This window comes from Oscillospiraceae bacterium MB24-C1 (assembly GCA_030913685.1).
Lineage (GTDB): Bacteria > Bacillota > Clostridia > Oscillospirales > Ruminococcaceae > Yanshouia.
This window is the reverse complement of record CP133187.1, coordinates 1,774,781-1,798,321: the sequence shown is the minus strand read 5'-3', so window position 1 is coordinate 1,798,321 and position 23,541 is coordinate 1,774,781. Positions and strand designations below refer to the sequence as shown.

At 43.5% G+C, this 23,541-nt stretch carries 22 protein-coding genes and 1 tRNA gene; 18 read left to right on the top strand and 5 right to left on the bottom strand.

Translation table 11 applies throughout. The features are described from left to right. Positions 1-25: 25 nt before the first annotated feature. The 3 genes from RBH76_08635 to glsA form a co-directional block, all read right to left on the bottom strand. Positions 26-1,090 carry an alanine/ornithine racemase family PLP-dependent enzyme gene (locus RBH76_08635; GenBank protein ID WMJ82803.1) on the bottom strand — a complete coding sequence of 355 codons (1,065 nt, stop codon included), beginning with the start codon at positions 1,088-1,090 and terminating at the stop codon, positions 26-28. Between the two features lie 31 nt (positions 1,091-1,121). Then, the gene (locus tag RBH76_08630) at positions 1,122-2,525 is read right to left on the bottom strand and encodes an alanine/glycine:cation symporter family protein (protein ID WMJ82802.1); all 1,404 of its coding nucleotides are present in this window, start codon (positions 2,523-2,525) and stop codon (positions 1,122-1,124) included. Between the two features lie 166 nt (positions 2,526-2,691). Next, positions 2,692-3,600 (bottom strand): glutaminase A, encoded by a 909-nt coding sequence (gene glsA, locus RBH76_08625; GenBank protein WMJ82801.1) that lies wholly within the window; start codon positions 3,598-3,600, stop codon positions 2,692-2,694. 590 nt (positions 3,601-4,190) lie between these two features. On the opposite strand from glsA, the gene RBH76_08620 reads away from it, so the two are divergent. Continuing rightward, positions 4,191-4,463, top strand: a complete 273-nt coding sequence (locus tag RBH76_08620) for a hypothetical protein (protein WMJ82800.1) — start codon at positions 4,191-4,193, stop codon at positions 4,461-4,463. A gap of 12 nt (positions 4,464-4,475) precedes the next feature. Here RBH76_08620 and RBH76_08615 read toward each other — a convergent pair whose 3' ends face one another. Then, entirely contained in the window at positions 4,476-5,084 is a 609-nt protein-coding gene (locus tag RBH76_08615) for a hypothetical protein (GenBank protein ID WMJ82799.1), read from the bottom strand. A gap of 134 nt (positions 5,085-5,218) precedes the next feature. Here RBH76_08615 and RBH76_08610 point away from each other — a divergent pair, with 134 nt between their 5' ends. From RBH76_08610 to ggt, 13 genes are all read left to right on the top strand, one after another. Then, complete coding sequence (locus RBH76_08610; GenBank protein WMJ82798.1) at positions 5,219-6,007, top strand: hypothetical protein; 789 nt, start codon at positions 5,219-5,221, stop codon at positions 6,005-6,007. A gap of 211 nt (positions 6,008-6,218) precedes the next feature. Continuing rightward, on the top strand, positions 6,219-7,664 hold the full coding sequence (locus RBH76_08605) for a sigma 54-interacting transcriptional regulator (protein WMJ82797.1): 1,446 nt from the start codon (positions 6,219-6,221) through the stop codon (positions 7,662-7,664). A 390-nt stretch (positions 7,665-8,054) separates the two neighbouring features. Then, positions 8,055-9,536, top strand: coding sequence for a hypothetical protein (locus tag RBH76_08600; protein ID WMJ82796.1), 1,482 nt, complete (start codon positions 8,055-8,057; stop codon positions 9,534-9,536). Between the two features lie 140 nt (positions 9,537-9,676). Further along, positions 9,677-10,792 (top strand): 4-hydroxybutyrate dehydrogenase, encoded by a 1,116-nt coding sequence (locus RBH76_08595; GenBank protein WMJ82795.1) that lies wholly within the window; start codon positions 9,677-9,679, stop codon positions 10,790-10,792. Positions 10,793-10,809: 17 nt separating this feature from the next. Further along, entirely contained in the window at positions 10,810-12,261 is a 1,452-nt protein-coding gene (locus tag RBH76_08590; GenBank protein WMJ82794.1) for a 4-hydroxyphenylacetate 3-hydroxylase family protein, read from the top strand. A gap of 21 nt (positions 12,262-12,282) precedes the next feature. Beyond that, a complete protein-coding gene (locus RBH76_08585; GenBank protein WMJ82793.1) occupies positions 12,283-12,576 on the top strand; it encodes a NifU family protein in 294 nt (97 codons plus the stop codon). Positions 12,577-12,579: 3 nt separating this feature from the next. Next, positions 12,580-12,837: a hypothetical protein gene (locus tag RBH76_08580; protein ID WMJ82792.1), complete on the top strand. Its 258-nt coding sequence runs from the start codon at positions 12,580-12,582 to the stop codon at positions 12,835-12,837. Positions 12,838-12,843: 6 nt separating this feature from the next. Further along, positions 12,844-14,133 (top strand): acetyl-CoA hydrolase/transferase C-terminal domain-containing protein, encoded by a 1,290-nt coding sequence (locus tag RBH76_08575; GenBank protein ID WMJ82791.1) that lies wholly within the window; start codon positions 12,844-12,846, stop codon positions 14,131-14,133. Positions 14,134-14,655: 522 nt separating this feature from the next. Then, positions 14,656-15,351: a GntR family transcriptional regulator gene (locus tag RBH76_08570; protein WMJ82790.1), complete on the top strand. Its 696-nt coding sequence runs from the start codon at positions 14,656-14,658 to the stop codon at positions 15,349-15,351. Positions 15,352-15,638: 287 nt separating this feature from the next. Next, the gene (locus RBH76_08565) at positions 15,639-16,712 is read left to right on the top strand and encodes a DctP family TRAP transporter solute-binding subunit (protein WMJ82789.1); all 1,074 of its coding nucleotides are present in this window, start codon (positions 15,639-15,641) and stop codon (positions 16,710-16,712) included. Positions 16,713-16,753: 41 nt separating this feature from the next. Continuing rightward, positions 16,754-17,236: a TRAP transporter small permease gene (locus RBH76_08560; GenBank protein WMJ82788.1), complete on the top strand. Its 483-nt coding sequence runs from the start codon at positions 16,754-16,756 to the stop codon at positions 17,234-17,236. Between the two features lie 2 nt (positions 17,237-17,238). Beyond that, on the top strand, positions 17,239-18,531 hold the full coding sequence (locus RBH76_08555; GenBank protein ID WMJ82787.1) for a TRAP transporter large permease: 1,293 nt from the start codon (positions 17,239-17,241) through the stop codon (positions 18,529-18,531). Positions 18,532-18,616: 85 nt separating this feature from the next. After that, positions 18,617-20,338, top strand: coding sequence for a gamma-glutamyltransferase (ggt, locus tag RBH76_08550; GenBank protein WMJ82786.1), 1,722 nt, complete (start codon positions 18,617-18,619; stop codon positions 20,336-20,338). Between the two features lie 219 nt (positions 20,339-20,557). Here ggt and RBH76_08545 read toward each other — a convergent pair. Further along, a tRNA-Met gene (locus RBH76_08545) sits at positions 20,558-20,634 on the bottom strand. Between the two features lie 163 nt (positions 20,635-20,797). Between RBH76_08545 and spoVAC the strand changes: the two genes are divergently transcribed. The 4 genes from spoVAC to RBH76_08525 all read left to right on the top strand — a co-directional run bounded on the left by spoVAC (position 20,798) and on the right by RBH76_08525 (position 23,506). Continuing rightward, a complete protein-coding gene (gene spoVAC / locus RBH76_08540; protein ID WMJ82785.1) occupies positions 20,798-21,241 on the top strand; it encodes a stage V sporulation protein AC in 444 nt (147 codons plus the stop codon). Between the two features lie 9 nt (positions 21,242-21,250). Further along, the gene (spoVAD, locus tag RBH76_08535) at positions 21,251-22,273 is read left to right on the top strand and encodes a stage V sporulation protein AD (GenBank protein WMJ82784.1); all 1,023 of its coding nucleotides are present in this window, start codon (positions 21,251-21,253) and stop codon (positions 22,271-22,273) included. 16 nt (positions 22,274-22,289) lie between these two features. Continuing rightward, positions 22,290-22,646, top strand: a complete 357-nt coding sequence (gene spoVAE, locus RBH76_08530; GenBank protein WMJ85219.1) for a stage V sporulation protein AE — start codon at positions 22,290-22,292, stop codon at positions 22,644-22,646. Positions 22,647-22,807: 161 nt separating this feature from the next. After that, positions 22,808-23,506, top strand: coding sequence for a hypothetical protein (locus tag RBH76_08525; GenBank protein ID WMJ82783.1), 699 nt, complete (start codon positions 22,808-22,810; stop codon positions 23,504-23,506). The last annotated feature ends 35 nt before the right edge of the window (positions 23,507-23,541 follow it).

The following is a 23,541-nucleotide window of genomic DNA, read 5'->3' as shown; positions in this document are numbered from 1 at the left end:
TCACTCAATCAAGGGAAGCTACTATTTAATCAAGATAAACTTTTTTGACATAACGCGAGGTAAAGGCGCGCATCGTTGAGAAATATCCCAGTTCTAGCGTAACCACGTCACCAACGCGATATTGCTGCTCGCTGTCGGTAACATCAAGCATCAAATGATCAGAACTTGCGCCCAAAACTCGAATATCGGCATCAATAGGCCGCGAAGTCTCCACATCAAAATCTTGTTTACCCAGGGCGCACACGGCTTTAGTGCGTATCCCTATATCAACAAAACTGGGTCTATTTCCATATGAATCTACGCCTATCTCACCCCAGGGCATTGAGGGTTTCTGCTTTAGCTCCACAATTTCGCACTCAAGTGTAAAAACATCGCGGTAGGTATCCGGCAAAAAGCGATACTTTGCGCGTTCCTTGCCAAACAGCAGGGATTCGCCCAACCGCAGGTTATTGACACCCTCGCAGATGCCACCGCGTAGCATCAGGTCAATGGTAGCAGAATTACCACCACTCACTATTGTCAGCGGGTGCCCCACGACTTCTTCCACACGTTTAGCAATAGAAACCAACTGCTGCATCTTATCAGCATCAGATTGAATAAATGAAAAGCAGGTCAGATTAACACCAATACCGAGAAGAGTAATATTTTGCAGCGCCTCAACTTGTCGGGCGACTTCTACCAATTCATCATAATTGACAAAGCCCTCCCGAATATCGCCCAAGTCTGCCATCAAAACAACCTTGTGCCGCCGCTTTAGATGCTGACACTCCGCGTCTAAAGCCAAAATAGTATTTAGCTCTGAGTTAAGTGAAACATCCGCATACTGAGCCACCTGGGCCGCTTCACTTAGCATTGGCGGACGAATTAACCACTTTTCAGCTTCAAGCGATTCAAGATTTTTCAAATTCTCTATGCGCGAATCTCCCAACATACTAATACCATTATCGGTGAAAACTCTCGCAATTTCGGGGTCACCCCCAAACACCTTTGTGACACCCGTAATCGCAATGTCATGCTTTTCGCACAATGCCCTGACAACCCGAACGTTTTCTTTCAGATGCGCTCGGTTGACAACAACCCGAGGATACATATATTTCTCCTGTCCGTTACTTTATGTTCTACTATTCGTTCCAGAAATCAGTTTTATCTTTAAGTCCAATCGACGATGCAATAAACACCGGATTTTTACCCTCTTGCTTCTGCTCGATATAATCATGCAAGCACTTAACCGCCGGCCCCGCCAAAATAACGATAATCGGCAGATTAATCAGCGCCATGCATCCCATAAGCACATCAGCCGTATCCCATGCAATCGAAAATTCCAACTGTGCGCCAAAGAACACAATCACAACTGCAACGGCACGGAAAATAGTCAACATGGTCTTACTGGGAGCGGTCTTATTCAGATATTTCAGGTTCGCTTCGGCATAATAGAAGTTGCCGAGGATAGATGTAAACGCAAAACAGAACAAGGCAAAGGTTATAAACATGACGCCAAAGTTTCCAAAGGTGTTCGAAATTGCCGCCTGAACATAGGGTACACCCTTGAGCGATGGATCGGGTGCCACACCAGAGCACAACAGCATAAAGGCGGTGGCAGAACAAATGAGTAGTGTGTCGATAAACACCGACAGCATCTGTACAAGGCCCTGCTTAACAGGATGAGAAACACTGGCCGCCGCAGCTGCGTTTGGTGCCGAACCAACGCCTGCCTCGTTAGAATAAAGGCCGCGCTTTATGCCGTACATTACACAGGAGCCCATAAATCCACCAAAAATAGCGGAGACATCAAACGCCTCTGTAAAGATGGTGATAAACATGCCGGGGACCAGATCAATGTGACGCACCACAACAATCAGCGCGATAAGAATGTAGGACAGCGCCATGACCGGTACGATAATACCAGTGATCTTGCTCAGCCGCTTGCCGCCACCAAAGATGCAAAGGCCGGTAACAATCGCCAGCAACGCTCCTACAATCACAGGAGTACTTGATGAATAAAAACTGTATCCTTCAAACGCAGAGGCAATGTTGAAAGCGGCGACCATATTAAAGCCGCCCATGTAGGTAAGGATCAGCATAACGGCGAACAGTACGCCGAGACCACGATTTTTAAGCACCGCTTGAATGTAATAAGCTGGCCCACCAAAGGAACTGCCATCTGTATCACGCACTTTATATATTTGAGCCAGTGTGCTTTCTATAAATGCCGAAGCACTTCCCACCAGCGCTATAAGCCACATCCAGAATACCGAGCCCGCACCGCCTAGGCAGATAGCAGTTGAAACACCCGCTATATTGCCAACACCAACGCGGGAAGCAGTGGAGACCATCAATGCCTCGAAGGAAGAAATAGATCTTTCATCCTCTTTTGGCTCCGTCACCACCTTTATTGACTCTTTAAACATACGAAACTGCACAAAATTTGTTTTAAAAGTAAAATAAAGGCCGACACCGATAAGAAGAACAATTAGAATATATGTATAAAGCCAATTGTTCAAGTTTCCGATTAAAGCTGCGAACAAGTCAAACACTCCCTCGTTTTTTTATTAACGTTTTCTAGTCTGCTGCATCGTTCTAGTCTGCTGTACTACATCGTCTCTGCTTGTTCTGCGCCCCTCCTTTGCGCTTTAGTTTCCGCTCCCCCAAGCTTCCTCCTCTCATGCAATTTTGAACCTTTTCTTCTTGGTTTTAGGAAAAATAATGCAAACCCAGTTGATGGGAAAGATACTCTAACACACGATAGCTTCCAATGCTGTTTCCTTTGGCGTCCAAGGCAGGTGAAAATACGCCAATGCCCATGCGGTTTTCCGCTGCTGAAACAATGCCGCCGCCCACCCCACTTTTAGAGGGGATTCCGACTTTAATAGCAAACTCACCAGAGCCATCGTACAGTCCACAGGTTATCATCAACGTTTTAACAATGCGTAGTATCCAGTTTTCAACCAGTTGTTCCCCTGTAAGAGGATCAATACCGCCGTTAGCCAATATCATTCCATAATTTGCAAGGTCTTGAGCGGTTACCTCTACTGAACACATTTTAAAATAAAAGTCCAGAAGGCTTTCGATATCACCGTCCAAAAGATTTTCGCTCTGCATAAAATAGGCCATTGAGCGATTACGCATGCCAGCCCCTTTTTCAGACCAATACACCGCCTCATTAAGGTGTACGTCATCCCGACCGCACAGCTTTTGAGTCAGCTGCAAAAACTGCTCAAACCGGTCTTCTCCAGTTAAACAGCTCGCCACTGCAATTGCCCCAGCGTTAATCATAGGGTTTAAAGGATGTGGTGTTTTAGTTTCAAGTTTTACGATAGAGTTAAAGGCGTCGCCAGTCGGCTCAAACCCTACTTTTGAAAACACTTTGTCATATCCCACGACCTGAAGCGCTAAAATCAATAAAATAGTTTTAGAAATACTTTGGATCGTAAAAGGATACTTACAGTCTCCGGCATAAAATTTTTGGCCGTCAACTGTCTTTATGCATACACCCAGCAGGGTAGGATTAACCTGAGCAAGCATCGGAATATAGGTTGCGACCTTACCTTGTGATATAAAGGTTCTAGCATATATCATCGATTGCTCTAATATTTCCTGCATTCTACAATCTCCCATAATTAGTTTTAGGTCTACTTATTAATCATAGCATGCAGGGCCAACATTGAGTAATACGAGTTTGCAATAACAAGTATTATCATTTATATATATCATACTTGCTATATATTCCACACCTTGTTGTGCAATATGCATAATCGCCTCTTTTAATATACACAAAACTATAAACTATATATGTCTTAATAATAAATACACTATTACAAATATATATGATAACATATTATCAATTCAAATTATAGTGAAAATTTAATTTTAATATTGTTGCCTGCTAAAGCTATTATTCCTTATATTTTGGCTTAATGCTTTTTTTAAAAATTTAATCAGAAATTATTGTCTTATATCGTAGGCATACACTAAGGCTCCGCATAAAATGCGGAGCCTTAAGTTATCAGGAAATTTGTGGTTTTATCTATTTCCGAGCGGACAAAGTACCATAATAACCATTTTAAACCTGGGTCAAAAGCCTTAAAGCCCTTGACAATCAATTGAGGTATTTAAGACATAATTGTCGAATAACATTTGATTTGTTGAAAAATTATGATATAATTTTACCAAATTGAAAGGTTGGGGTAATTTTGGAAAAATTATTACTAAGATATTTGCTGTTTGGCCTCGGACTGTTGATAATGCTGACGTTTGTAAATTTTTATATTACCTATAAGACAAAAAGGCCATCAAAGTGGCTTGTCAGAACAAACTATTTGCTGGGCATAGTAATGGTTCTACTTAACGCAGCTAGAATGTTCAATGACAGCTACACAATGGCCTCCGCAAATATTATCGTATTAGCCAGTATTATTATTGCGTGGGTTAGAACGGAAAAAGGTGACGGCAAGGCCGAGGAATAACCAGCAACGTACTTATTCAGGGGTAGTTTCGCTTTTTTCGGCCTCTGATTCTTCTATCTGACTGATTAAACGGGCAAACTCCACTTCACCAAGCTGCGCCTTCAGATTTTCTACCGTGCGAATAGCTTCCTTTTTAGAGCTTTTTTCCGCTGCTGCCGCCCATTCTAACTGCTTGCGCTGTGATACTTTATCAAGTGCAGATACATAGGTCCGAGTATTAGGTAAATTATCAGTACGCTTAGCGGCAATACCGATAAACAGCACAAAAAGCTTGGCCGCCTGTATAGCCATACCGTAATACTGGCCATATTGTGGAGAAAAACACTCGGCAAACTTAGAAGAAAATAATGAAAATGAGTACAAGCTCCATAAGGCGTATGCTGTAAAAACGCCATAAGCAGCGATAGAACCAAGTCTGCCGCCCCAGTCGGATGTGAAAGCGCTAAAAATGGCCCCTACTAGGGCTGCGACAAGAAAAATCATCTCTATTATAAAGGCAGTATTGCGTTCTGGAGAAAAGACAGCACCAAAATTTTCAAGCAACAAGATAAATTCCAATAACGCTGTTCCGCTAAGTAGAATCAGCGTGGTAGAAGGCTTAGCAGAATATTTCTTTCCCATTTTAGTAGCCTCTCTTTGTAAGTTATTATTTTGTTGTCATATTAGCATAATCTGTTTATACTGGCAAGAATAGTATTGGTTATTATTGGCCAACTTCGTTTATTTATTATATATTATAATAGGGGGATGGGTCTATGTTCGCGTCAATGAACATATATGCAAAGATTGCATTTGTGGTTATGGTGGCTGCCATGGTGCTCAGCTATTTATTTACAAGGAAGCGTCAGCGTGATCTCAGGCTGGCCTGCAACAGATTCGCCTTTGCTTTTATAAAAATCTCAAATTTTGTCGCGCCGCAGGGGAACGTGTGCAAAATTCGATATAAGCACAAAGCCAACGGAGAAATATCAGTACAACCGATTGAGCAGCAATGCAATCAGCTAAAGGAAATTCTTGGGGATATTAAAAAGGAGCAAGTTGATAGCTGGTATGACGAAGCACAACAGGCGTTGTTAGATATTATCCGACTCTGCGGTAATAACCAAGCGTTGTGTAGGGATTATCGAGACCCTGTTCAACGGCTTTTTAATATTTTGCGCACGTTTTTGGTTGGCTGCGAAAACCTGCAGAATATTGACACACAGCAGAAGGCGGATGATTTTGATAGCTTTCTATGTGAACAACTGAGCCATAGAAAAGAGCTGCATAAACGCATTTCGTGGGATGGCGCAGAAGAATTTTCCAAGCTTAATACCAGCGATAATATTCAAGACATAGACAAAAGTACGCCAGAAGATAAGAAAGTTATTGATACACCCAAAAAGGTAGAAGAGACAGCTTTAGTTGAGCCGGCTGCGGAAGCGCTCACTGCACCGGATGCACAAAACGGCGATGTGGTTTTACTTGGCCAGAAAGATCAGGAGGACGATGCGCCGCCGGAATCTTCGCTTAGAGAAAAATGGCGCGGATGGGGTTGTGGCTAACTAAAACTATTTGCGTATGACTTTTTGTTGCAAAGAGTAAAATGCGAGATAATAAGATGTGCTGATGGATTCAAATGCGTAGGCGGTTGGCCCCAAGGAATTATTTTTAGACAAGTAACTCCCTTGTATTGTAACTTAGGTTCAAAGTGGAACAAAACATGGGGGATGGCCATGATGTGCCCAGATGAAGCAAATAGTGGAGGTGTGATTTTTGGCAAAGCGAGATCCGGCGTACTTTTATTTCCCACAGGTAACCGAAGAGCCGCCCATGTTCCGGAATTTGAGAGAGGCCCGTGCTCGGTTTGAGACGATTATAGAATCCTCCTATGACGGTATTTATATTACCGACGGCCATGCGATAACTATGATGATCAACAAAAGCTACGAGGATATTAGCGGCCTTGACCGAAGAGAGTTGTTAGGTACGCGGATGGATGTTCTTGTTGGAAGCGGGGTTATCTCACGTTCAGGAACGTTGGAAGCGCTTAAAGCGCGGGAGCCAGTAACTATTGAACAGGTGTTCAAGACTGGGAAGCGCGCCATCATCACAAGCACACCAGTTTTTGACGACAAACAGGAAATTGTCATGGTTGTTACAAACGTTCGCGATGTTACCGAACTGCACGCGTTAAAAGAGGAACTAGCGCAAAACCGTGAAATGACAAGTAAATATTTTAAAGAAATTGAGGCAATGCGTCGCACCTTGCCTACACCGGCAGAAATGATAGCGGTGGATAAGGCCATGCGGGATGTTTTACAGCAGGCCAAGCGCATAGCTACGCTGAATATTCCGGTACTATTAAGCGGTGAGCAGGGTGTAGGAAAAGCGCAGCTTTCTCAATATATTCACGAGCGTTCCAACCGAAAAGGAGAAAAATTTGTTCGCGTATGCTGTAAATCAATACCGCCAAAAGCGTTGGAGGGCGAGTTGTTCGGCTATGATGACGGTGCTGGAAGTGGCAAAGGCAGAATGGGATTGATAGAAGCGGCGGACCGTGGTACGATTCATATTGATGAAATTGCCGACCTGCCGTTGGATGTTCAGGGTAAGCTACTATTGCTACTAAAAGAGCAGCGTATTGAACGTATCGGTGCAGAAAAACCTATTACGGTGGATGTCCGTGTCATTGCGGGTACGAACCATAAGATAGCCGAAATGGTGCGGGAAAAGGAGTTTTTAGAAGAGCTGTATTACCGGTTAAACGTGGTGACCATACATGTTCCACCACTGCGTGAGCGCAGGGAGGATATTATGCCCTTTGTACAAAGCTTTGTAATGGAAGTCAACAGAAAATATCGTATGAAGAAGCGGTTTAGTAGCGCTTCGATGAGTGCGCTTAAAGGCTATGCGTGGCTGGGTAATGTCAGAGAGCTTCGCAGTGTTGTAGAACGTGCTATGCTAATGTCTGAAGGCAGTGTCATAGAGACGGGAAGCCTTTCAATTCCGCTTGGCAGCGAGGCTCCTTCCGCACCGGAAAAATCTTTCGAATCTGCGAATTTAAAGGCGCTGGTTGCCCAGCTAGAGCTTTCGTATATTGAAAAAGCCTATGAGCGGTATGGCAATGTGCGAGATGCTGCAAAGAGTTTGGGGATAGATGCGGCCACACTGGTGCGCAAAAGGAGGCATCATAAAGAACGTTTTTCGATGCAAAAATGAAACATGTTGTAAAATCAAAACAGATTAATAGGTCTCAAAACAACTAAAAGAGGCATATTTGTTGCTATATTGCAACAAATATGCCTCTTTTTTTGACTCAAATATAAAATTTGAGTGTCGTAAATAGAGAATATACGAGCCTGTAAAAAAATTGTCGATAGCGTATACCTTTGGTCATATTGCCTTGGTTAGAAGGTAGATTTTTATACAATATTCACTTTTTAAGTTGATAATCTATAAATAATATGTTACATTTATACAAAGTTTGGGCGGAAGTAAAATTTATCATTAATTGGCGAAATGGATACGACGACCAGTTATATCGACCAAACAATGACGGGCGTTCCGGTGGTAAGAAATCAGAACAGTTTTAAAGAGGAGGATTTGTACATGAGTACGACCGAGAGCAAGGTCCAGAAAATTCCGGAAAATTTCATGACTGAAAGATTTCCCCTGAAAAAGCGCAAATACGGTGAAGAGCAACCTGGGATCAAGTTGGGGCCGTTTACTTTGCGACTACCGTTAATCCACCATGAGTGGCAATGGACCGAGTTTGCCGCTGCTATGTTCCTTGGTGTTGCCTGTTTGGGCGCGGGTGTCACTACCACCATGACCACCTTTGGTCTTGATGTGCCAGAGAATATTACTGCACTTGGGCTAAATGAAAACAGCGTTTTCCTCATGGCGCTGACCTTTGGCGTATTAAATGCAATTTGTTATTACCTTCCCTCTCTGTTAGGTGATCCGGTTGTGCCCGGGTGGATTACCCCGGCGCTACCGCTGACAATTGCTTACCTCAGCCAGTGGCAGGTGCCCAACTATGCCACCGGAGACGTTGACAGAATAAAAGCGATGATTGCATTACAGATGATGGTCGCACTAAGCTTTTTGCTTATGGGTGCTACAGGCATAGGTCGAAAACTTGTTGAGTCGATACCTATGTCTATCAAGGCGGGAATCGTTTTGGGTGCGGGTGTAACCGCGGGCATCAATGTAATTAACGCACGTATTCCTAAAGCGCCCTGGACAGTCATCATAGCATGCCTGCTTGCGTATTTATTCCTGTTTAATCCTTCTTTTGCGCGTATGGCTAAAAAGAGTGATTTCTGGCGCGTTGTCCGCAATCAGGGCGTTGTGCCTGCGCAGCTATTTGCTATTATTCTGGCACCGATTCTGCTTAAAGAAATCCCCATGCCTCAGATTCAGTGGGGATTTACGCCCCTTAACTTTGGTTTTGTACTGGAGCATTTTACTATATTCGGACTGGGGTTACCTGAAGCCAGCTTCTTTATTAGCGCTATTCCTATGGCGCTAACCGTTTACATTATCGCTTTCTCCGATTTCGTTTTGGCTAAAGAAATTGTCACCGAGGCGACCTCCTTCCGCTCTGATGAAACCGTTATCTTTGACGCAGGACGTTCTAACCTGGTCAGCTTTTTAAGAAATGGTATCATGGCGCTGTTTGCACCGTGGGTGCCAATGTGCGGTCCGCTGTGGGCATCTGGCTTGCTGACAATTACCGAGCGCTATAAGAGAGGATACAAGACCATGCGCACCTACTGGGGCGGCGTATGCACCTTCAGAGCAGCGACAGTCATTGCGGTTTTGATTCTGCCGCTCGTTACGCTGATTCGGCCGGCGTTCGCCATCTTTTTCGGTATCACTATGGCAGTGCAGTGCTTTGCCTGTGGCAACATTGGCATGAGAATGGCTACGACTACCAATGAGCGTGGTATCGCCTGTGTTATGGCGGCGGTTCTCGCCTGCAAGACCCCGGGATGGGCGCTGCTAACCGGCGTCATTCTCTGGCTGCTAATTGAAGCCAGCGAAGTGTATTACCTGAAAAATCACCCCAGCGAAGCCAATAGCTGATTATTAAATAATTATAAGGGGCGTGATAATTAAACTGATCACGCCCCTCCCAAAGAGCTGATTGATCACAAATCAGCCCTTTGTTGCGGAAAGTCTCTATACTATGGATTTAATCTTATAAAAAAGGAAGTGAGCCGGTTATGAAGCAATTAAACCTCGAAACGCAAATATTTAAGTTTGATAGCTGCGAAATATTTGCCAAGGAATTTAACTTAGGCGAGGGCGACTTGCTCTTTACCAGTGCGCGTACCTATGGTAGGCACTTTGAGGCATTAAATATGACGGCGGATGTCATGTTCAGAGAGCAATACGGCAAAGGTGAACCGACCGATGTCATGGTTGATGCCATAATTGAGGCGGCATCGCAAAAACAGTTTAAGCGACTAATAGCCGTTGGTGGAGGCTCTATTTTGGACATTGCCAAGGTGCTGGCAGTTTCAAACGGCAAGGGCGTCGATGAGTCGTATAACGATATGGCTAACTTGAAGAAATCTTGTGAGCTAGTTATTGTCCCTACCACTTGCGGCACCGGAACCGAAGTAACCAACATATCCATTCTTAACCGCACAAGGCTTAACACTAAAATGGGCATGGTTGGTCAGGCGCTGTATGCCAACTACGCGGTGCTGATTCCTGAGTTGGTTGCTAACCTGCCACTGGATATTTTTGCTACGAGTTCAATTGATGCGCTGGTGCATGCGGTTGAGTCATCGCTTTCTCCTAAGGCAACGCCTTTTAGCAAACTATTCGGATATAAGGCCATAGAAATGATTATTAATGGTTACAAGCAGATGCAGGAAAAGGGGCCCGAAGCCAGAGAAAGTCTACTGGAGGATTTTCTTGTTGCGTCAACCTATGCTGGACTAGCTTTTGGTACTGCCGGATGCGCTGCCGTACACGCAATGAGCTATCCACTTGGCGGAAAATACCATGTCGCGCACGGTGAAAGTAACTACGCCATGTTTATCGGTGTGTTAAACCGCTATATGGCTATTAAAACCGATGGCGAGATTGCTGTTTTAAATAGTGAACTTGCCAAGCTTTTAAACTGTGATACAAAGGATGTATATGTCGAACTTGAAAATCTGCTCAATCAAATTTTACCTAAAAAGGCGCTTAGAGAATATGGCGTAACTCAACAGGATATAGACGACTTTACTGAAGTCGTCATGACTAAGCAGCAAAGGTTGATGGGTAATAATTTTGTAACGTTGACGGCTGAGGACGTCAGACATATTTATCGGTTGCTTTATTAGCAAAAGGAGGAATTATTATGTCACTTATGACCGGAGATCAATATATTACGTCGATACGCAACCTAAAAACGCAAGTGTATATGTTTGGCAAGAAGGTTGAAAATCCTGTTGACGATCCAATTTTGCGTCCTTCGCTCAATTCGGTGCGGGCAACCTATGATTTGGCACAAAGGCCAGAATACCGCGATCTGATGACCGCCGTTTCGCCCGAAACAGGAGAACGTATTAATCGCTTTGCACACATCCATCGGTCAACCGAAGACCTAATAAAAAAGGTTAAAATGCAGCGCCTGCTCGGTCAGCAGACTGGCGCATGTTTCCAGCGCTGCGTAGGTATGGACGCGTTCAACGCCGTCTATTCCACCACCTATGAAGTTGATAAAAAGTATAAAACGACCTATCATGATAATTTTAAAAAATTTTTGGCTTATTGTCAGGAGAAAGATCTGACGGTGGACGGCGCCATGACCGACCCGAAAGGCGACCGTTCTAAAGCGCCTCACCAGCAAGAGGATCTCGATTTATTCCTACGGGTAGTCGAGCGAAGAGAAGATGGAATTGTGGTAAGGGGCGCTAAGGCACATCAGACCGGCGCACTTAATTCACACGAGATTATTATTATGCCCACCCAGTCCATGCGGCCGGAGGACAAAGATTTTGCCGTATCATTTGCGTTGCCGATGGATGCAAAAGGTATTTTTATGATTATCGGGCGGCAATCCTGCGATACCAGAAAGCTTGAAGGCAGCGAGATGGATGTGGGCAACTCGGAATTTGGCGGCGTTGAAGCGCTGGTTATCTTTGACGATGTATTCGTACCCAACGAGCGAATCTTCTTAAATGGTGAGACAGAGTATAGCGGGATGTTGGTTGAACGTTTTGCGGGTTACCATCGCCAGAGCTACGGCGGCTGCAAGGTTGGCGTGGGTGATGTGCTCATTGGCGCGGCCGCAGTTGCAGCTGACTACAACGGTGCGCAAAAAGCCTCCCACGTCAAGGATAAGCTGATAGAAATGACCCATCTTAACGAAACCCTTTATTGCTGCGGCATCGCCTGTTCGGCAGAAGGATATCAGACCGAAAGTGGAAACTACATCATTGATTTGCTGCTGGCCAATGTTTGCAAGCAGAACATAACACGATTCCCATACGAAATTGTACGCCTTGCCGAAGATATTGCAGGTGGGCTAATGGTAACTGCCCCTTCCGAAGCTGACTTCAGAGACGAAAAGCTTGGACCATACATTGAAAAATATTTTAAGGCGACACCAGGTGTTTCCACCGAAAGCCGGCTTAGAATTTTACGGCTTATTGAAAATCTGGCGCTGGGTACAGCAGCGGTTGGTTATCGTACCGAAAGTATGCACGGCGCGGGTTCGCCCCAGGCACAGCGCATTATGATTGCGCGCCAAGGCAACCTAGATCATAAGAAAAAGCTAGCCGAAAAACTAGCAAAAATTTCAGAGTAATAAGGTTGTAGGAGGAACCGGATGATGCTTAAAACCAACCCCATACTTGATAAGGTAATAAATGATACAGTGCGTCCGCAATTGTTGTCCCACAGCGGCGATATAGAGGTTTTGTCAGTTGCGAATGGCATTCTCCGGTTCCGTCTTTTAGGACAATGCGCGGGTTGCCCCTCTGCTGGGCTGACTACTGAAAAGCTTGTGGCGCAGGCTGTTAAAAATGCTCTACCCGAGATCACCGAAGTGGTTTTGGTGCAAGGAGTCAGTGATAGTCTTATCGCACAGGCGAGAAAAATATTAAACAAGAGCGATCTATAAGCTATGAAAAACGGAATCGTCTATTGCGGCGGGTGTAACCCTCGGTATGACCGCGTCGAATTTGTTAACAGCTTAAAGCGCGACTTTGCAAAGGTAGACTTCACATACGCGTCCATGGAAGAATGTTACGACCTATTAATTGTGGTTTGTGGGTGCAGTGCTGCCTGTGTGAATGTCGATGCATATTCTGCAGGTGAGATAATATTTGTTTCCAGCAGCCGCAGCATAGAGGCGTATCATTACCTAAAAGAAAAGGGGTAGCGTATTATGAGCTGGAAAGCACATTTTAACAAGAACACAATAACCGCACAGCAGGCGGTCAAAAAGATAAAACACAACGACAAGGTCGTTATTGCCCACGCGGTAGGTGAACCCTCGCACATCATCGATGCTATGGTGGCCGACGCGCAGGCATATCAAAACGTTGAACTTATTCATATGGTGGCGATGGGCAAATGTGAATACTGTCTGCCACAATATCGAGAAAACTTTCGACACAACGCAATTTTTGCGGGCGCGGGCAGTAAATCGGCTATAGCGCAGGGGAGAGCGGACTTTACTCCCTGCTTCTTTTATCAGGTGCCTCAGCTTTTCCACAGCACCTTAAAACCCGATGTGGCCATGGTTATGGTTACACCACCGGACGAAAATGGTTTTTGTTCTCTTGGGGTTTCGGTCGATTACACGCTTGAAGCCGTAAAAACTGCCAAGCTTGTGATTGCGCAGGTGAATGCATATATGCCGCGCACCGCGGGTGAAAGCTTCGTGTTTGCTGAGGATATTGACTGTTTTGTTTTGCATGACGCGCCGCTGATCGCTTTGCAGCCGCCCCAAATTGGCAGTATTGAAGAGACAATCGGCAGCTATTGTGCGTCTCTAATCAAAGATGGCGACACACTGCAGCTTGGGATTGGGGCTATTCCTGATGCAGTATTAAGTTTTCTGAAAGAAAAAAGGGATCTGGGTATTCACTCTGAGATGTTTTCGGACGGCGTAGTTGCATTGGCTGAGGCTGGGGTAATCACCAATAAAAAAAAGACGATACATACCGGTAAATACGTGGCAACCTTTCTTATGGGAACCCAAAAACTGTACAGCTTTGTGAATAATAACCCCGATGTGCTGATATTACCAGTTGATTATGTCAACCATCCGGGGATTGCCGCAAAAAATGATAATCTTGTCTCAATAAACTCCTGTGTACAGGTCGATCTCATGGGGCAGGTATGCTCTGAAGCGATTGGTAGCTTGCAAATATCCGGTGTGGGCGGGCAGGTGGACTTTGTCCGTGCCGCTGCTATGAGTCGCGGCGGACGCTCGATTATCGCCATGCCGTCCTCGACAAAAGGCATTTCAAAGATTGTTGCAAAGTTGGATGACGGTGCGCCGGTAACCACCTCGCGTTGTGATGTAGACTACATTATAACTGAGTATGGTATTGCGCATCTTAAAGGAAAAACCCTGCGCGAAAGAGCGCAGGCGCTAATTGGTATCGCGCACCCCGACTTTCGGGAAGAGCTAACTCAGGAGTTTAAAAGACGTTTTGGCATTGTATGATAAAAGACGGTGGGGTCAATTACCCTACCGCCTTTTATTAGGCTATTTGTATACCTAATGATACGAGCGGGTACCGGCCCACCCCATCAAATTTTCTTTAAAATCATCATTTCTCATTGCTTGCTGGTTCATGTTCGATGAGGCGCCAGACAGTTTTTGATTGCTAAAGAGTACTAATATAAGGTGTGATGGCATAGTTTTACGATATAATCTCTATTATTATATATTGACAACAGTAAAATTTTAACTTATGATAATATAAAGATATTATTTATTACTGTAATATATGGAAATTAACTAAAAGCTGTTTTGTTTTATGTTAATAACGCCATCAAGAGCCAAAATATTTAAAGCACTCTACCTGAGATATTAGCCCAAATCGTCGGTGCTATGCTTTAGGCTATTGGATGTAAAGACAGCATATTCTATGTCTTATCATGGCCTAACTGTAATTCAAGTTATCATTAGGCTTTATAAGGCAGAATATTTTATAACGATTATAGAAAGTTGGTTAGTAATACCATGCCCGAAAACACGATGGCAAAAGGAATATTTGCACATCAGCCGTCGCTGGTCACCCCTACCTACAAAGAACAGGCTTATCAGATGATAAAAGATGCTATTCTATTCCAAAGGTTTCAAGTTGGAGTAATGTATTCTCAGGAAAGCATCTGCAAAGAACTGGGAATAAGTCGTACACCGGTACGGGAAGCTCTTTTGGAATTGCAAAAAGAAGGTTTTGTTACTTATAGCCGTAATAAGGGAATTCAAGTTGTGCCAATTACACAAACCGAAGCACATGATATTCTTGAAATGAGAAGCTATATTGAAAAATTGTCAGCTGGACTAGCAGCCCAAAGAGCTAGTGCAGGTGAGCTGGTTGTTCTTCAACGTTGTGTAAGCGATACAAAATTAAACTTAGATTCTGGCGACCAGAGCCTTCTATACCACATCGATCATCAGTTTCATCGCACCATCGCAACTATGACGCATAACAGTTGGATTATACGCACTCTTGATATGCTTCTTAGCCATTATCTGCGTTTTGAGGATACTTCAATTTATCTTAACAAAGACAATGCAAAAAAGATACTTGACGAGCATATCGAAGTTTGTGATGCTATTCTTAAACATGATTCAAAGCAGGCAGAAGAAGCCATAGACAAGCATCTCAGCAATTCCTACCGACGTACTGTCAACAAATTTTGGTATGATTAATTTTTTTGTTGATTATCCGATATATCACCTGAGCTTTTTATCGGATATAACATGCTAAAAAGAAAACATTGCATCATGTGATATATTACATATTACATATGATAAAAATCAATCTGTAATATTTTACAATTAAACTGCGCGATTAACTTAATTGTAGCATCAAAATGGCCTAATAAAATGTTGATAGAACATGCGACTTAATTTTTAAAAAAGGAGGAAAGCAATATTTATCAAAGGAAGCATGTTTTAAGGTGTATACTTTGAAAATGTATAAGGAGATAAAAAACATGAAAAGACTACTTACATCACTACTAGTAATCGGCCTCATAGTTGTAGCAGTAACAGGTTGTTCCGGCTCCCAACAAACAAGCTCAACACAGTCTGGTGCATCTGACGTAACAAACAGCGCAAGCGATAAAAAAATTGTAATCACATTTGGTGGAACTTTACCGGATGAAAATCCTTTGACACAGGGTATGTATAAATTTAAAGAGGATCTGGAAGCTCGAACCAATGGACAAATTGAAGTTCAGGTGTTCCCAAACAATCAAATGGGCGGCGGTCGTGAAATGTTAGAATCCTTGCAACAAGGGAATCTGACAATGGTTGAGTGTTCCATTGGCCCCCTTTCTACCTTTGATACGACCTGCACCGTTTTCAACTTACCTTATCTCTTCTATACAAGAGAGCAGGTATACGATTTTATGGACAACTATCCTATTAGTGCAGAGCTTAGACAGCGTGTTGAAGATAAAACTGGCATTAAGATGTTGGCGTTCTGGGAAAATGGTTACCGCCAGATAACCAACAGTGTTCGTTCAATTCAAACTGCTGAAGACTTGGAAGGCGTAAAAATTCGTACAATGGAAAATAGAATCCATATTGAAACCTTCAAAAGCTGGGGAGCAAATCCAACACCTATGGCATTTGGTGAGCTTTTTACCGCTCTTCAACAAAAGACAGTAGACGGACAAGAAAATCCTCTCCCAAACATTGCTAGCCAAAAATTTGAAGAAGTTCAGAAGTATCTTACCATTAGCGATCACTTCTATGATCCGGACGGACTTTACATCAATGCAGATTTCTACAACGGTCTGCCTGAAGATTTGCAGAAAGCTATCGACGATTCAGCTAAGGTTGCAACCGACTATCAAAGACAAATGTCCAGAGAAGCTGATGAGCGACTTCACAAAGTATATCAAGAATCAGATAAAATAGAATATTCCGTATTGCCAGACTCCGTTAAGCAGCAACTTCTTGAAAAAGCGCAGCCTGTTTATGAAATGGTAAAAGCCGATCTAGGCCCTGATCTGTATGATAGGATTATGGAGACAATAGATGAAATAAAGGCAAAAAAATAAAAGAAAAGGCTGTCTTCACCTAAAAGCATCAGGGGGGAACTATGAATATTTTAAAAAAACTTGATCGTCATTTCGAGGAGTATTTTGTGATAGGCGCTTTTAGCATGATGATCATCTTCGTTTCACTTCAGGTTTTCTTTCGTTATGTGCTTAACTCTTCGCTCATTTGGAGCGAAGAGTTAACACGCTATCTCTTTATCTGGCAAATTTTTTTTGGTGCCAGCCTGTCGATTCGTGACGATAGCCATCTGAAGGTCGACATCATCTACATGGTATTCCCAAAGTACACAAAGGCAATTAAAATTATCTCTTATAGCTTGTTCCTAGTCTTTTCGCTCGTAGTTTTTTGGCAAGGGCTGCAGCTGGTTCAAAGTATACTTTTTGTAAAAAAGCAACTTACCCCTACAATGGGTATTCCTATGGGAGTTGTGTATTCTATTCTTCCTTTAGGAACCTTGCTGATGTCTATACGTCTAGTTCAAAGAATTGTTAAAACCCTTAAAGGTTCACAGGAGGAAAGCTAACAATGGATGCAATGATCCTTTTTGGTCTTATTTTTATATTTTTACTGTTTAATGTACCCGTGGCAATATCTTTGGGCGCGTCCCTCCTGATTTTTATTACTTTCTTTTTTGATTTGGTGTCTCCTTCCTGGCTTGTCCAAGGTATGTTCACTTCTTTGGATAGCTTCCCGCTTATGGCGGTTCCATTTTTCATATTTGCCGGTACGCTAATGGAACAGGGCGGATTATCCAAGAGACTAATCAATTTTGCTTCAAGCCTTGTTGGCAATGTTCCCGGTGGACTTGCTTATGTAATGATCACGTCTTGTTTTTTCTTTGGTGCAATTTCAGGCTCTGGACCGGCAACCGTTGCAGCAATTGGTGGTATTATGATACCGTCAATGGTCAAAGAGGGTTACCCACGCAAGTTTTCTGCGGCACTAGCAGCTAATGCAGGCAGCTTAGGCGTAATAGTGCCACCGAGCATCCCCATGGTGGTCTACTGTATTGCTACAGGTGTCTCGGTTGGTGATTTATTTGTGGCTGGTCTGTTACCTGGTCTTATCGTGGCAGGCTCGCTTACCGCTGGCAGTTACTTTGTTTTAAGCAAAGATAAAAATGTTTTTAAAAAAGAGCAACGCAAAAAAGGTAGCATTAAAGATGTATTGAACGCCACAAGAGAAGCCATTTGGGCACTCTTAGTTCCGGTTATAATTTTAGGCGGAATCTACGGTGGAATTTTCACACCAACTGAAGCCGCCGTAGTAACAGTTGTATACGCGCTTTTAGTGAGTACCTTTGTTTATAAAGAAATGACTATGAAAAAACTGATTGCCGGATTAGTTGATTCATCACGTATGGTTGGCAGCATCTTGCTCATCGCTGCTTTTGCCACGCCATTAGGTCGTCTTTTCACCATGATGAAATTGCCAGATATGATTACGAAGAGTATAGCATCATTCACTGACAGCCGAATTGTGATTCTCTTACTTATCAATCTATTTTTGCTGTTCGTGGGTATGTTCCTTGATACTCTATCATCTATTTTAATTCTTGCGCCAATATTACTTCCAGTGGTTACTAGTGTTGGTATTGATCCAGTACACTTTGGTATTATTATGGTAGTCAATTTAGCTATTGGATTTGTAACGCCGCCAGTGGGTGTAAATCTCTTGGTTGGAACAAATGTCGGTAAAATCTCATTTGAAGAAATTGTGTCAGCTAGCCTTCCGCTAATATTTGTACTACTACTTGCATTGATGGTGATTACATATATTCCGGCGTTAAGCACATTTCTTCCGAATTTAATAAAGTAAAAAAAATTAACAATTCTAATACACGTAACATATTTGTTTTGATGACAGTATGGTCTATTAATAATAAAAAATAAGAGGATAAACAATGAGTACGGTTCAAAAGACTTTATACATGTGGCCGTCGGCTTGGTCTAAGCCTTGCGTACATGGAGAAGCAGGGGCTGTTAGTTGTAACAATGCCTATGCAACCTGTGCGGGGCTTGAAATACTTCAACAGGGCGGAAATGCCTTTGATGCCGCCGCCGCTGTGTCACTTGCGCTTTCGGTAGTTGAGCCACACCACTCAGGTATTGGTGGTGGGTGCTTTAGCCTTATGTATAGTTGTAAAGAAAAGGCTGTAACTGCTTTGGATGCCCGTGGTATAGCACCTCAAAATGCTAAATCGGATCTATTCTTGAAGGATGGAGAGGTACAGGACGAATGGAAGGATTTAGGTGGACAATCCGTAGCAATTCCCGGCCTTTTACGCGCTTTAGACGTTATGCTTGATCGATATGGTACTATGACCATTAAACAAGTTGCGGCGCCGGCGATCCGATATGCGCGCACAGGCTTTGGCATGAGTTTTACAGGCAGTCTTACTATGCAAGACGATTCAGTCCAAAGAAAGATGCGCATTTCCGAAGAATTTCGACGACTATATACAAAATCAGACGGTTCTTACTATGAGCTAGGTGAAACAGTTGCTTTCCCAGAGCTGGGCGATTTAATTGAAAAGATAGCCCACGAAGGTGTAGACGCTTTTTACACAGGCGAAGTTGCTAAGAAAATGGTAGAAAGCATCAATAAAAGAGGCGGATGCTTTACCTTGGATGATTTGAAAAACTATCAGCCAAAATTCAGAGAGCCTATCCGTAGTACATATCGAGATTGTGATGTAGTTGCTTTCCCTCTCCCGGGAGGCGGTCCTGCGTTAATTGAAATGCTTAATATATTAGAAAGCTTTGACCTAGCTGCAATGGGCCACAATACAGCTGATAGTATCCATGCAATAGCAGAAGCGATGAAGTTAGGTTTTGCTGATCGCAGTATCGAAATGGCAGATCCGGATTTTGTTGATGTCGACACAAAACAATTGACTAGCAAAGCTCATGCAGCAGCGCGATATGCCCAGATTGATCATTCCAAGGCTGGTGACTATACTACACAGAGCGAAGGTAATGCCATTACAGAATACCCCGGTAACACCTCCCACTTTGTAGTAATGGACTGCCATGGCAACGTGGTTTCTCACACTCAGACTGTGCGTGATTGGTACGGCAGCGGCATAGTTGTAGATGGGTTAGGTTTTGTACTGAACAATAACATGTCCGACTTTAGCGCTAAGCCTGGAGCTCTTACAAGCCAAGGGTTGACATACAGCAGTGCCAACTGTATCGAAGGAGGTAAAACACCTCTTTCTAGCATGTCTCCATGTATTCTTTTTAAAAACGGGGCGCCTTGGCTCGCTATCGGTGCAGCTGGCGGACCGCGTATTATCACTGGTACATTACAAGGAATTATCAATGCTGTTGATTATGGAATGCTACCGGAGCAGCTTGTTAGGGCACCTTACATCACGTGCCTAACACTAGAACAAGGGCTTGAGCTTGAACATGGTATTTCGCAAGACACCATTAAAATGTTAGAAGCACGTGGTCATAAGCCAGTTTGCCTCCCTGTGGATCAAGCACTTAGCAGCATGCTCAATAGCGTCATGGTTATAGATGGTCAATATTATCCTTGTTCAACTGAACGCATTGATGGGTGTGGTGGTGCGCTGCTACACAGCGGCCGCATGCTATTAGATGGAATTTGTCAGCTTTGAACATAATATAAAGAAGCAGTCTTTATTAACCGCGCGTTAAATAAAGAAAAGTAAAATCACAAAATATATTTGGACTATGCCGTCTGGCTTCGTTTTGGAAATGGAGTCAGACGGTATTTAGTTGACTTTAGCCAATTATCCGCAAAGCGAATTACCATCTGGTGTCTATATAAAACAAAACAGCCTAAATCTTTCGATTTAGGCTGTTTTGTTTTAATTTGGTTGCGGAGGCAGGATTTGAACCTACGACCTTCGGGTTATGAGCCCGACGAGCTACCGGACTGCTCCACTCCGCGATGTGGATGCTCAAGTCAGCTTATCTATAATAACACAGAGTATAAATAAATGCAATAGCTAAATTAAAATTTCTCAAATAAATTTTCAACGTTTAAGATGGATGCTGTTTTTACATATTTTAAACCGTATAAGAAACACTACCAAATGAAAAGAGGTGCATTTATGAAGATATCCAATCAGGATTATGATGCTTTGGTAAAAGAAGCGACACCGCCTTCAAAAATAGCTGTTACGCTGCCATCGGCCTTTGTAATTGGCGGGTTCATTTGTGTCATTGGCCAGATGCTTGCCGATGGCTATTCAGCGCTCGGCTTAAAGCAAGCGCTTTGTTCGTCGGCTGCTTCTTGTACGCTGGTTGTTTTAACCGCACTGTTGACGGGGTTTGGGGTGTTTGATAATATCGCGAAGCATGCGGGGGCAGGTACGCTGGTACCGATAACCGGGTTTGCTAACGCAGTTTCTTCTCCGGCACTGGAATTTAAATCTGAAGGCATGGTGTTGGGCGTCGGTGCTAAAATGTTTATTATTGCAGGGCCGGTTATTGTTTATGGTGTTGGTACCAGTGTCATATATGGGTTGATTATCTGGATGTTTAAATTATATTAGGAGCAAGTTATGGCAAAAAAACAAGGAAAACAGACTTATTTTACTCAAAGCCCGCCGTCGGTGCGGGCCTTTGCCGCAGTAGGCAGCAAAAAAGAGTCGGAGGGTCCGCTGGCGGACTGCTTTGATATTCTTGAGCCCGATGCTACCTTTGGACAAACCTCTTGGGAGAAAGCTGAAAGTCGAATGGTGACAACAGTAGTGGAAAAGGCATTGCAAAAGGCCGCACTCTCCCCCGCAGACATAGACTGTGTGTTTGCCGGGGATCTTTTAAACCAGTGTATCGGCTCTACCTTTGGCCTACGTGACATGGGTATTCCGCTGTTGGGTATCTACGGCGCTTGTTCCACAATGGCTGAAGGACTGCTGCTTTCTACGCTGCTAGTCGATTCTGGTACGGCTGCCCGGACATTGGCGGTGACATCCTCGCATTTTTGTACGGCGGAACGTCAATATCGCTTTCCGCTGGAGTACGGATCAGTTCGCCCCACGTCGGCTCAATGGACAGCAACTGCGGCAGGCGCGGTAATTCTGGAACAGGGCACACAGCCCCCTTTTGTGCGGGCAGTTACCATTGGCACCATTGAAGACAAGGGCGTGACAGATCAGAACAACATGGGGGCGGCGATGGCGCCGGCGGCCGCACAGACGCTAAAGCAATTTTTTTCTGATACGGGAAAAGCACCACAGGATTTTGATCTGATTGTCAGCGGCGATTTAGGCGCGATAGGAGCCGATTTAATGACCCAGATTTTAAAGCAAGAAGGCATTGATGTCAAGTCTAAATATAACGACTGTGGGCTTCTGCTTTACGACCGTGAAAAGCAGGATGTGCACTCCGGTGCGTCAGGCTGCGGTTGTTCAGCATCGGTGCTTTGTTCGTTTTTATTACCGAGACTGCGTGAGGGCAAGCTAAAAAATCTACTATTTATGGCAACGGGTGCTTTGCTCTCCCCCACTACGGTTCAACAGAAGGAATCAATACCCGGCATTGCACATTTAATATGGCTTTCTTCTGAGAAAGGGGGTAACTAATATGAGTGAGATGCTTATGTCTTATGTACGGGCATTTTTAGTGGGTGGTGCGATCTGTTTGATTGGACAGTTGCTTATCGATTTTACAAAACTCACACCCGCGCGCATTTTGGTATCCTTTGTGGTGATCGGCGTCATTTTAGGTGGACTGGGCTGGTACCAGCCACTGATAGAATACGCAGGTGCAGGTGCCAGTGTTCCACTGACGGGTTTTGGATCACTACTGGCCAAGGGTGTCAAAGAGGCAGTACGCGAATATGGCTTTATGGGTATATTTATGGGTGGCCTGACTGCAACTTCAGCCGGTATCACCGTCGCTGTCCTATCAGGACTAGCCATTTCTCTGGTTTTTAAACCGGGTGATAAATCTTAAATTGTATGAATTTTCAGAGCGCAGCATCTGCAAAGAAATGCAGATGCTGCGCTGGCTTCAACAATAGACATATTGGAAACAACCAAACAGGGATAGGCCTTGAAGTTGCAATTACTAAATGATATGGTTTATATAATATTTACAAGTAAGGAATGATATGGATGAAAAGCGACGTTATAAAAATTGCATCATGCTGTGAGCAAACGCTTCCATTGAAAGAAAGCAAGCTTAGTAACGAATATTTTTACAATAGTTTCCCTTTCTGTGTTATTGACGCCGTTTTTTCCATCGGCGTGCGTTATGCTACAACTAGAAATACCGTTAAAAGGTACTGCAACTACTATAACCTAAAGCGACTACGTGATACAGAAAACTTTTCTCCTCCGGGACAGCAGCACACGATTAGTGAATTAATACATAATATTGAATGTGTCAAAATTCCTTATTTCACCGAAAATATTCTTTGCAACAAACAGCGAACCTCTTCAGTAAATGGTATTTTGAAATCCGAAGCAGTTTTACTATGGGCAGAAATATTCCGACAATACGAAATTGAAACGTTGCAGGACTTTAACCAAAAGTATTCTGAACAATTAGAAAACATGCTTAAAAAAGTTGCCGGTCAAAGCAGTGGCATTTCGATATCCTATTTGAGAATGTTGGCGGGAAATAATAATTTAGTTAAACCTGATAGGCATATTATTAAGTTTTTATGTCAATGCACGGGGCGAAGTGTCGACAAAAAAGAGGCGCAAGTTTTATTAGAGCAGGTTGTCAAAGCATTGTGTGTAACTTACCATAATCTCAATGTACGATTATTGGATCATATTATTTGGAAGCATATGTCATCACAAGATTAAATGAAAAGGCACCTTTAAAGGCGCCTTTTTATGCA

Excerpts from the sequence above, each read along its gene's own strand:
- RBH76_08635 (WMJ82803.1), bottom strand. The coding sequence starts at position 1,090 with ATGTATCCTCGGGTTGTTGTCAACCGAGCGCATCTGAAAGAAAACGTT.
- glsA (WMJ82801.1), bottom strand. The coding sequence starts at position 3,600 with ATGCAGGAAATATTAGAGCAATCGATGATATATGCTAGAACCTTTATA.
- RBH76_08615 (WMJ82799.1), bottom strand. The coding sequence starts at position 5,084 with ATGGGAAAGAAATATTCTGCTAAGCCTTCTACCACGCTGATTCTACTT.
- RBH76_08610 (WMJ82798.1), top strand. The coding sequence starts at position 5,219 with ATGTTCGCGTCAATGAACATATATGCAAAGATTGCATTTGTGGTTATG.
- RBH76_08600 (WMJ82796.1), top strand. The coding sequence starts at position 8,055 with ATGAGTACGACCGAGAGCAAGGTCCAGAAAATTCCGGAAAATTTCATG.
- RBH76_08595 (WMJ82795.1), top strand. The coding sequence starts at position 9,677 with ATGAAGCAATTAAACCTCGAAACGCAAATATTTAAGTTTGATAGCTGC.
- RBH76_08590 (WMJ82794.1), top strand. The coding sequence starts at position 10,810 with ATGTCACTTATGACCGGAGATCAATATATTACGTCGATACGCAACCTA.
- RBH76_08585 (WMJ82793.1), top strand. The coding sequence starts at position 12,283 with ATGATGCTTAAAACCAACCCCATACTTGATAAGGTAATAAATGATACA.
- RBH76_08580 (WMJ82792.1), top strand. The coding sequence starts at position 12,580 with ATGAAAAACGGAATCGTCTATTGCGGCGGGTGTAACCCTCGGTATGAC.
- RBH76_08575 (WMJ82791.1), top strand. The coding sequence starts at position 12,844 with ATGAGCTGGAAAGCACATTTTAACAAGAACACAATAACCGCACAGCAG.
- RBH76_08570 (WMJ82790.1), top strand. The coding sequence starts at position 14,656 with ATGCCCGAAAACACGATGGCAAAAGGAATATTTGCACATCAGCCGTCG.
- RBH76_08565 (WMJ82789.1), top strand. The coding sequence starts at position 15,639 with ATGAAAAGACTACTTACATCACTACTAGTAATCGGCCTCATAGTTGTA.
- RBH76_08560 (WMJ82788.1), top strand. The coding sequence starts at position 16,754 with ATGAATATTTTAAAAAAACTTGATCGTCATTTCGAGGAGTATTTTGTG.
- RBH76_08555 (WMJ82787.1), top strand. The coding sequence starts at position 17,239 with ATGGATGCAATGATCCTTTTTGGTCTTATTTTTATATTTTTACTGTTT.
- ggt (WMJ82786.1), top strand. The coding sequence starts at position 18,617 with ATGAGTACGGTTCAAAAGACTTTATACATGTGGCCGTCGGCTTGGTCT.
- spoVAC (WMJ82785.1), top strand. The coding sequence starts at position 20,798 with ATGAAGATATCCAATCAGGATTATGATGCTTTGGTAAAAGAAGCGACA.
- spoVAD (WMJ82784.1), top strand. The coding sequence starts at position 21,251 with ATGGCAAAAAAACAAGGAAAACAGACTTATTTTACTCAAAGCCCGCCG.
- spoVAE (WMJ85219.1), top strand. The coding sequence starts at position 22,290 with ATGTCTTATGTACGGGCATTTTTAGTGGGTGGTGCGATCTGTTTGATT.
- RBH76_08525 (WMJ82783.1), top strand. The coding sequence starts at position 22,808 with ATGAAAAGCGACGTTATAAAAATTGCATCATGCTGTGAGCAAACGCTT.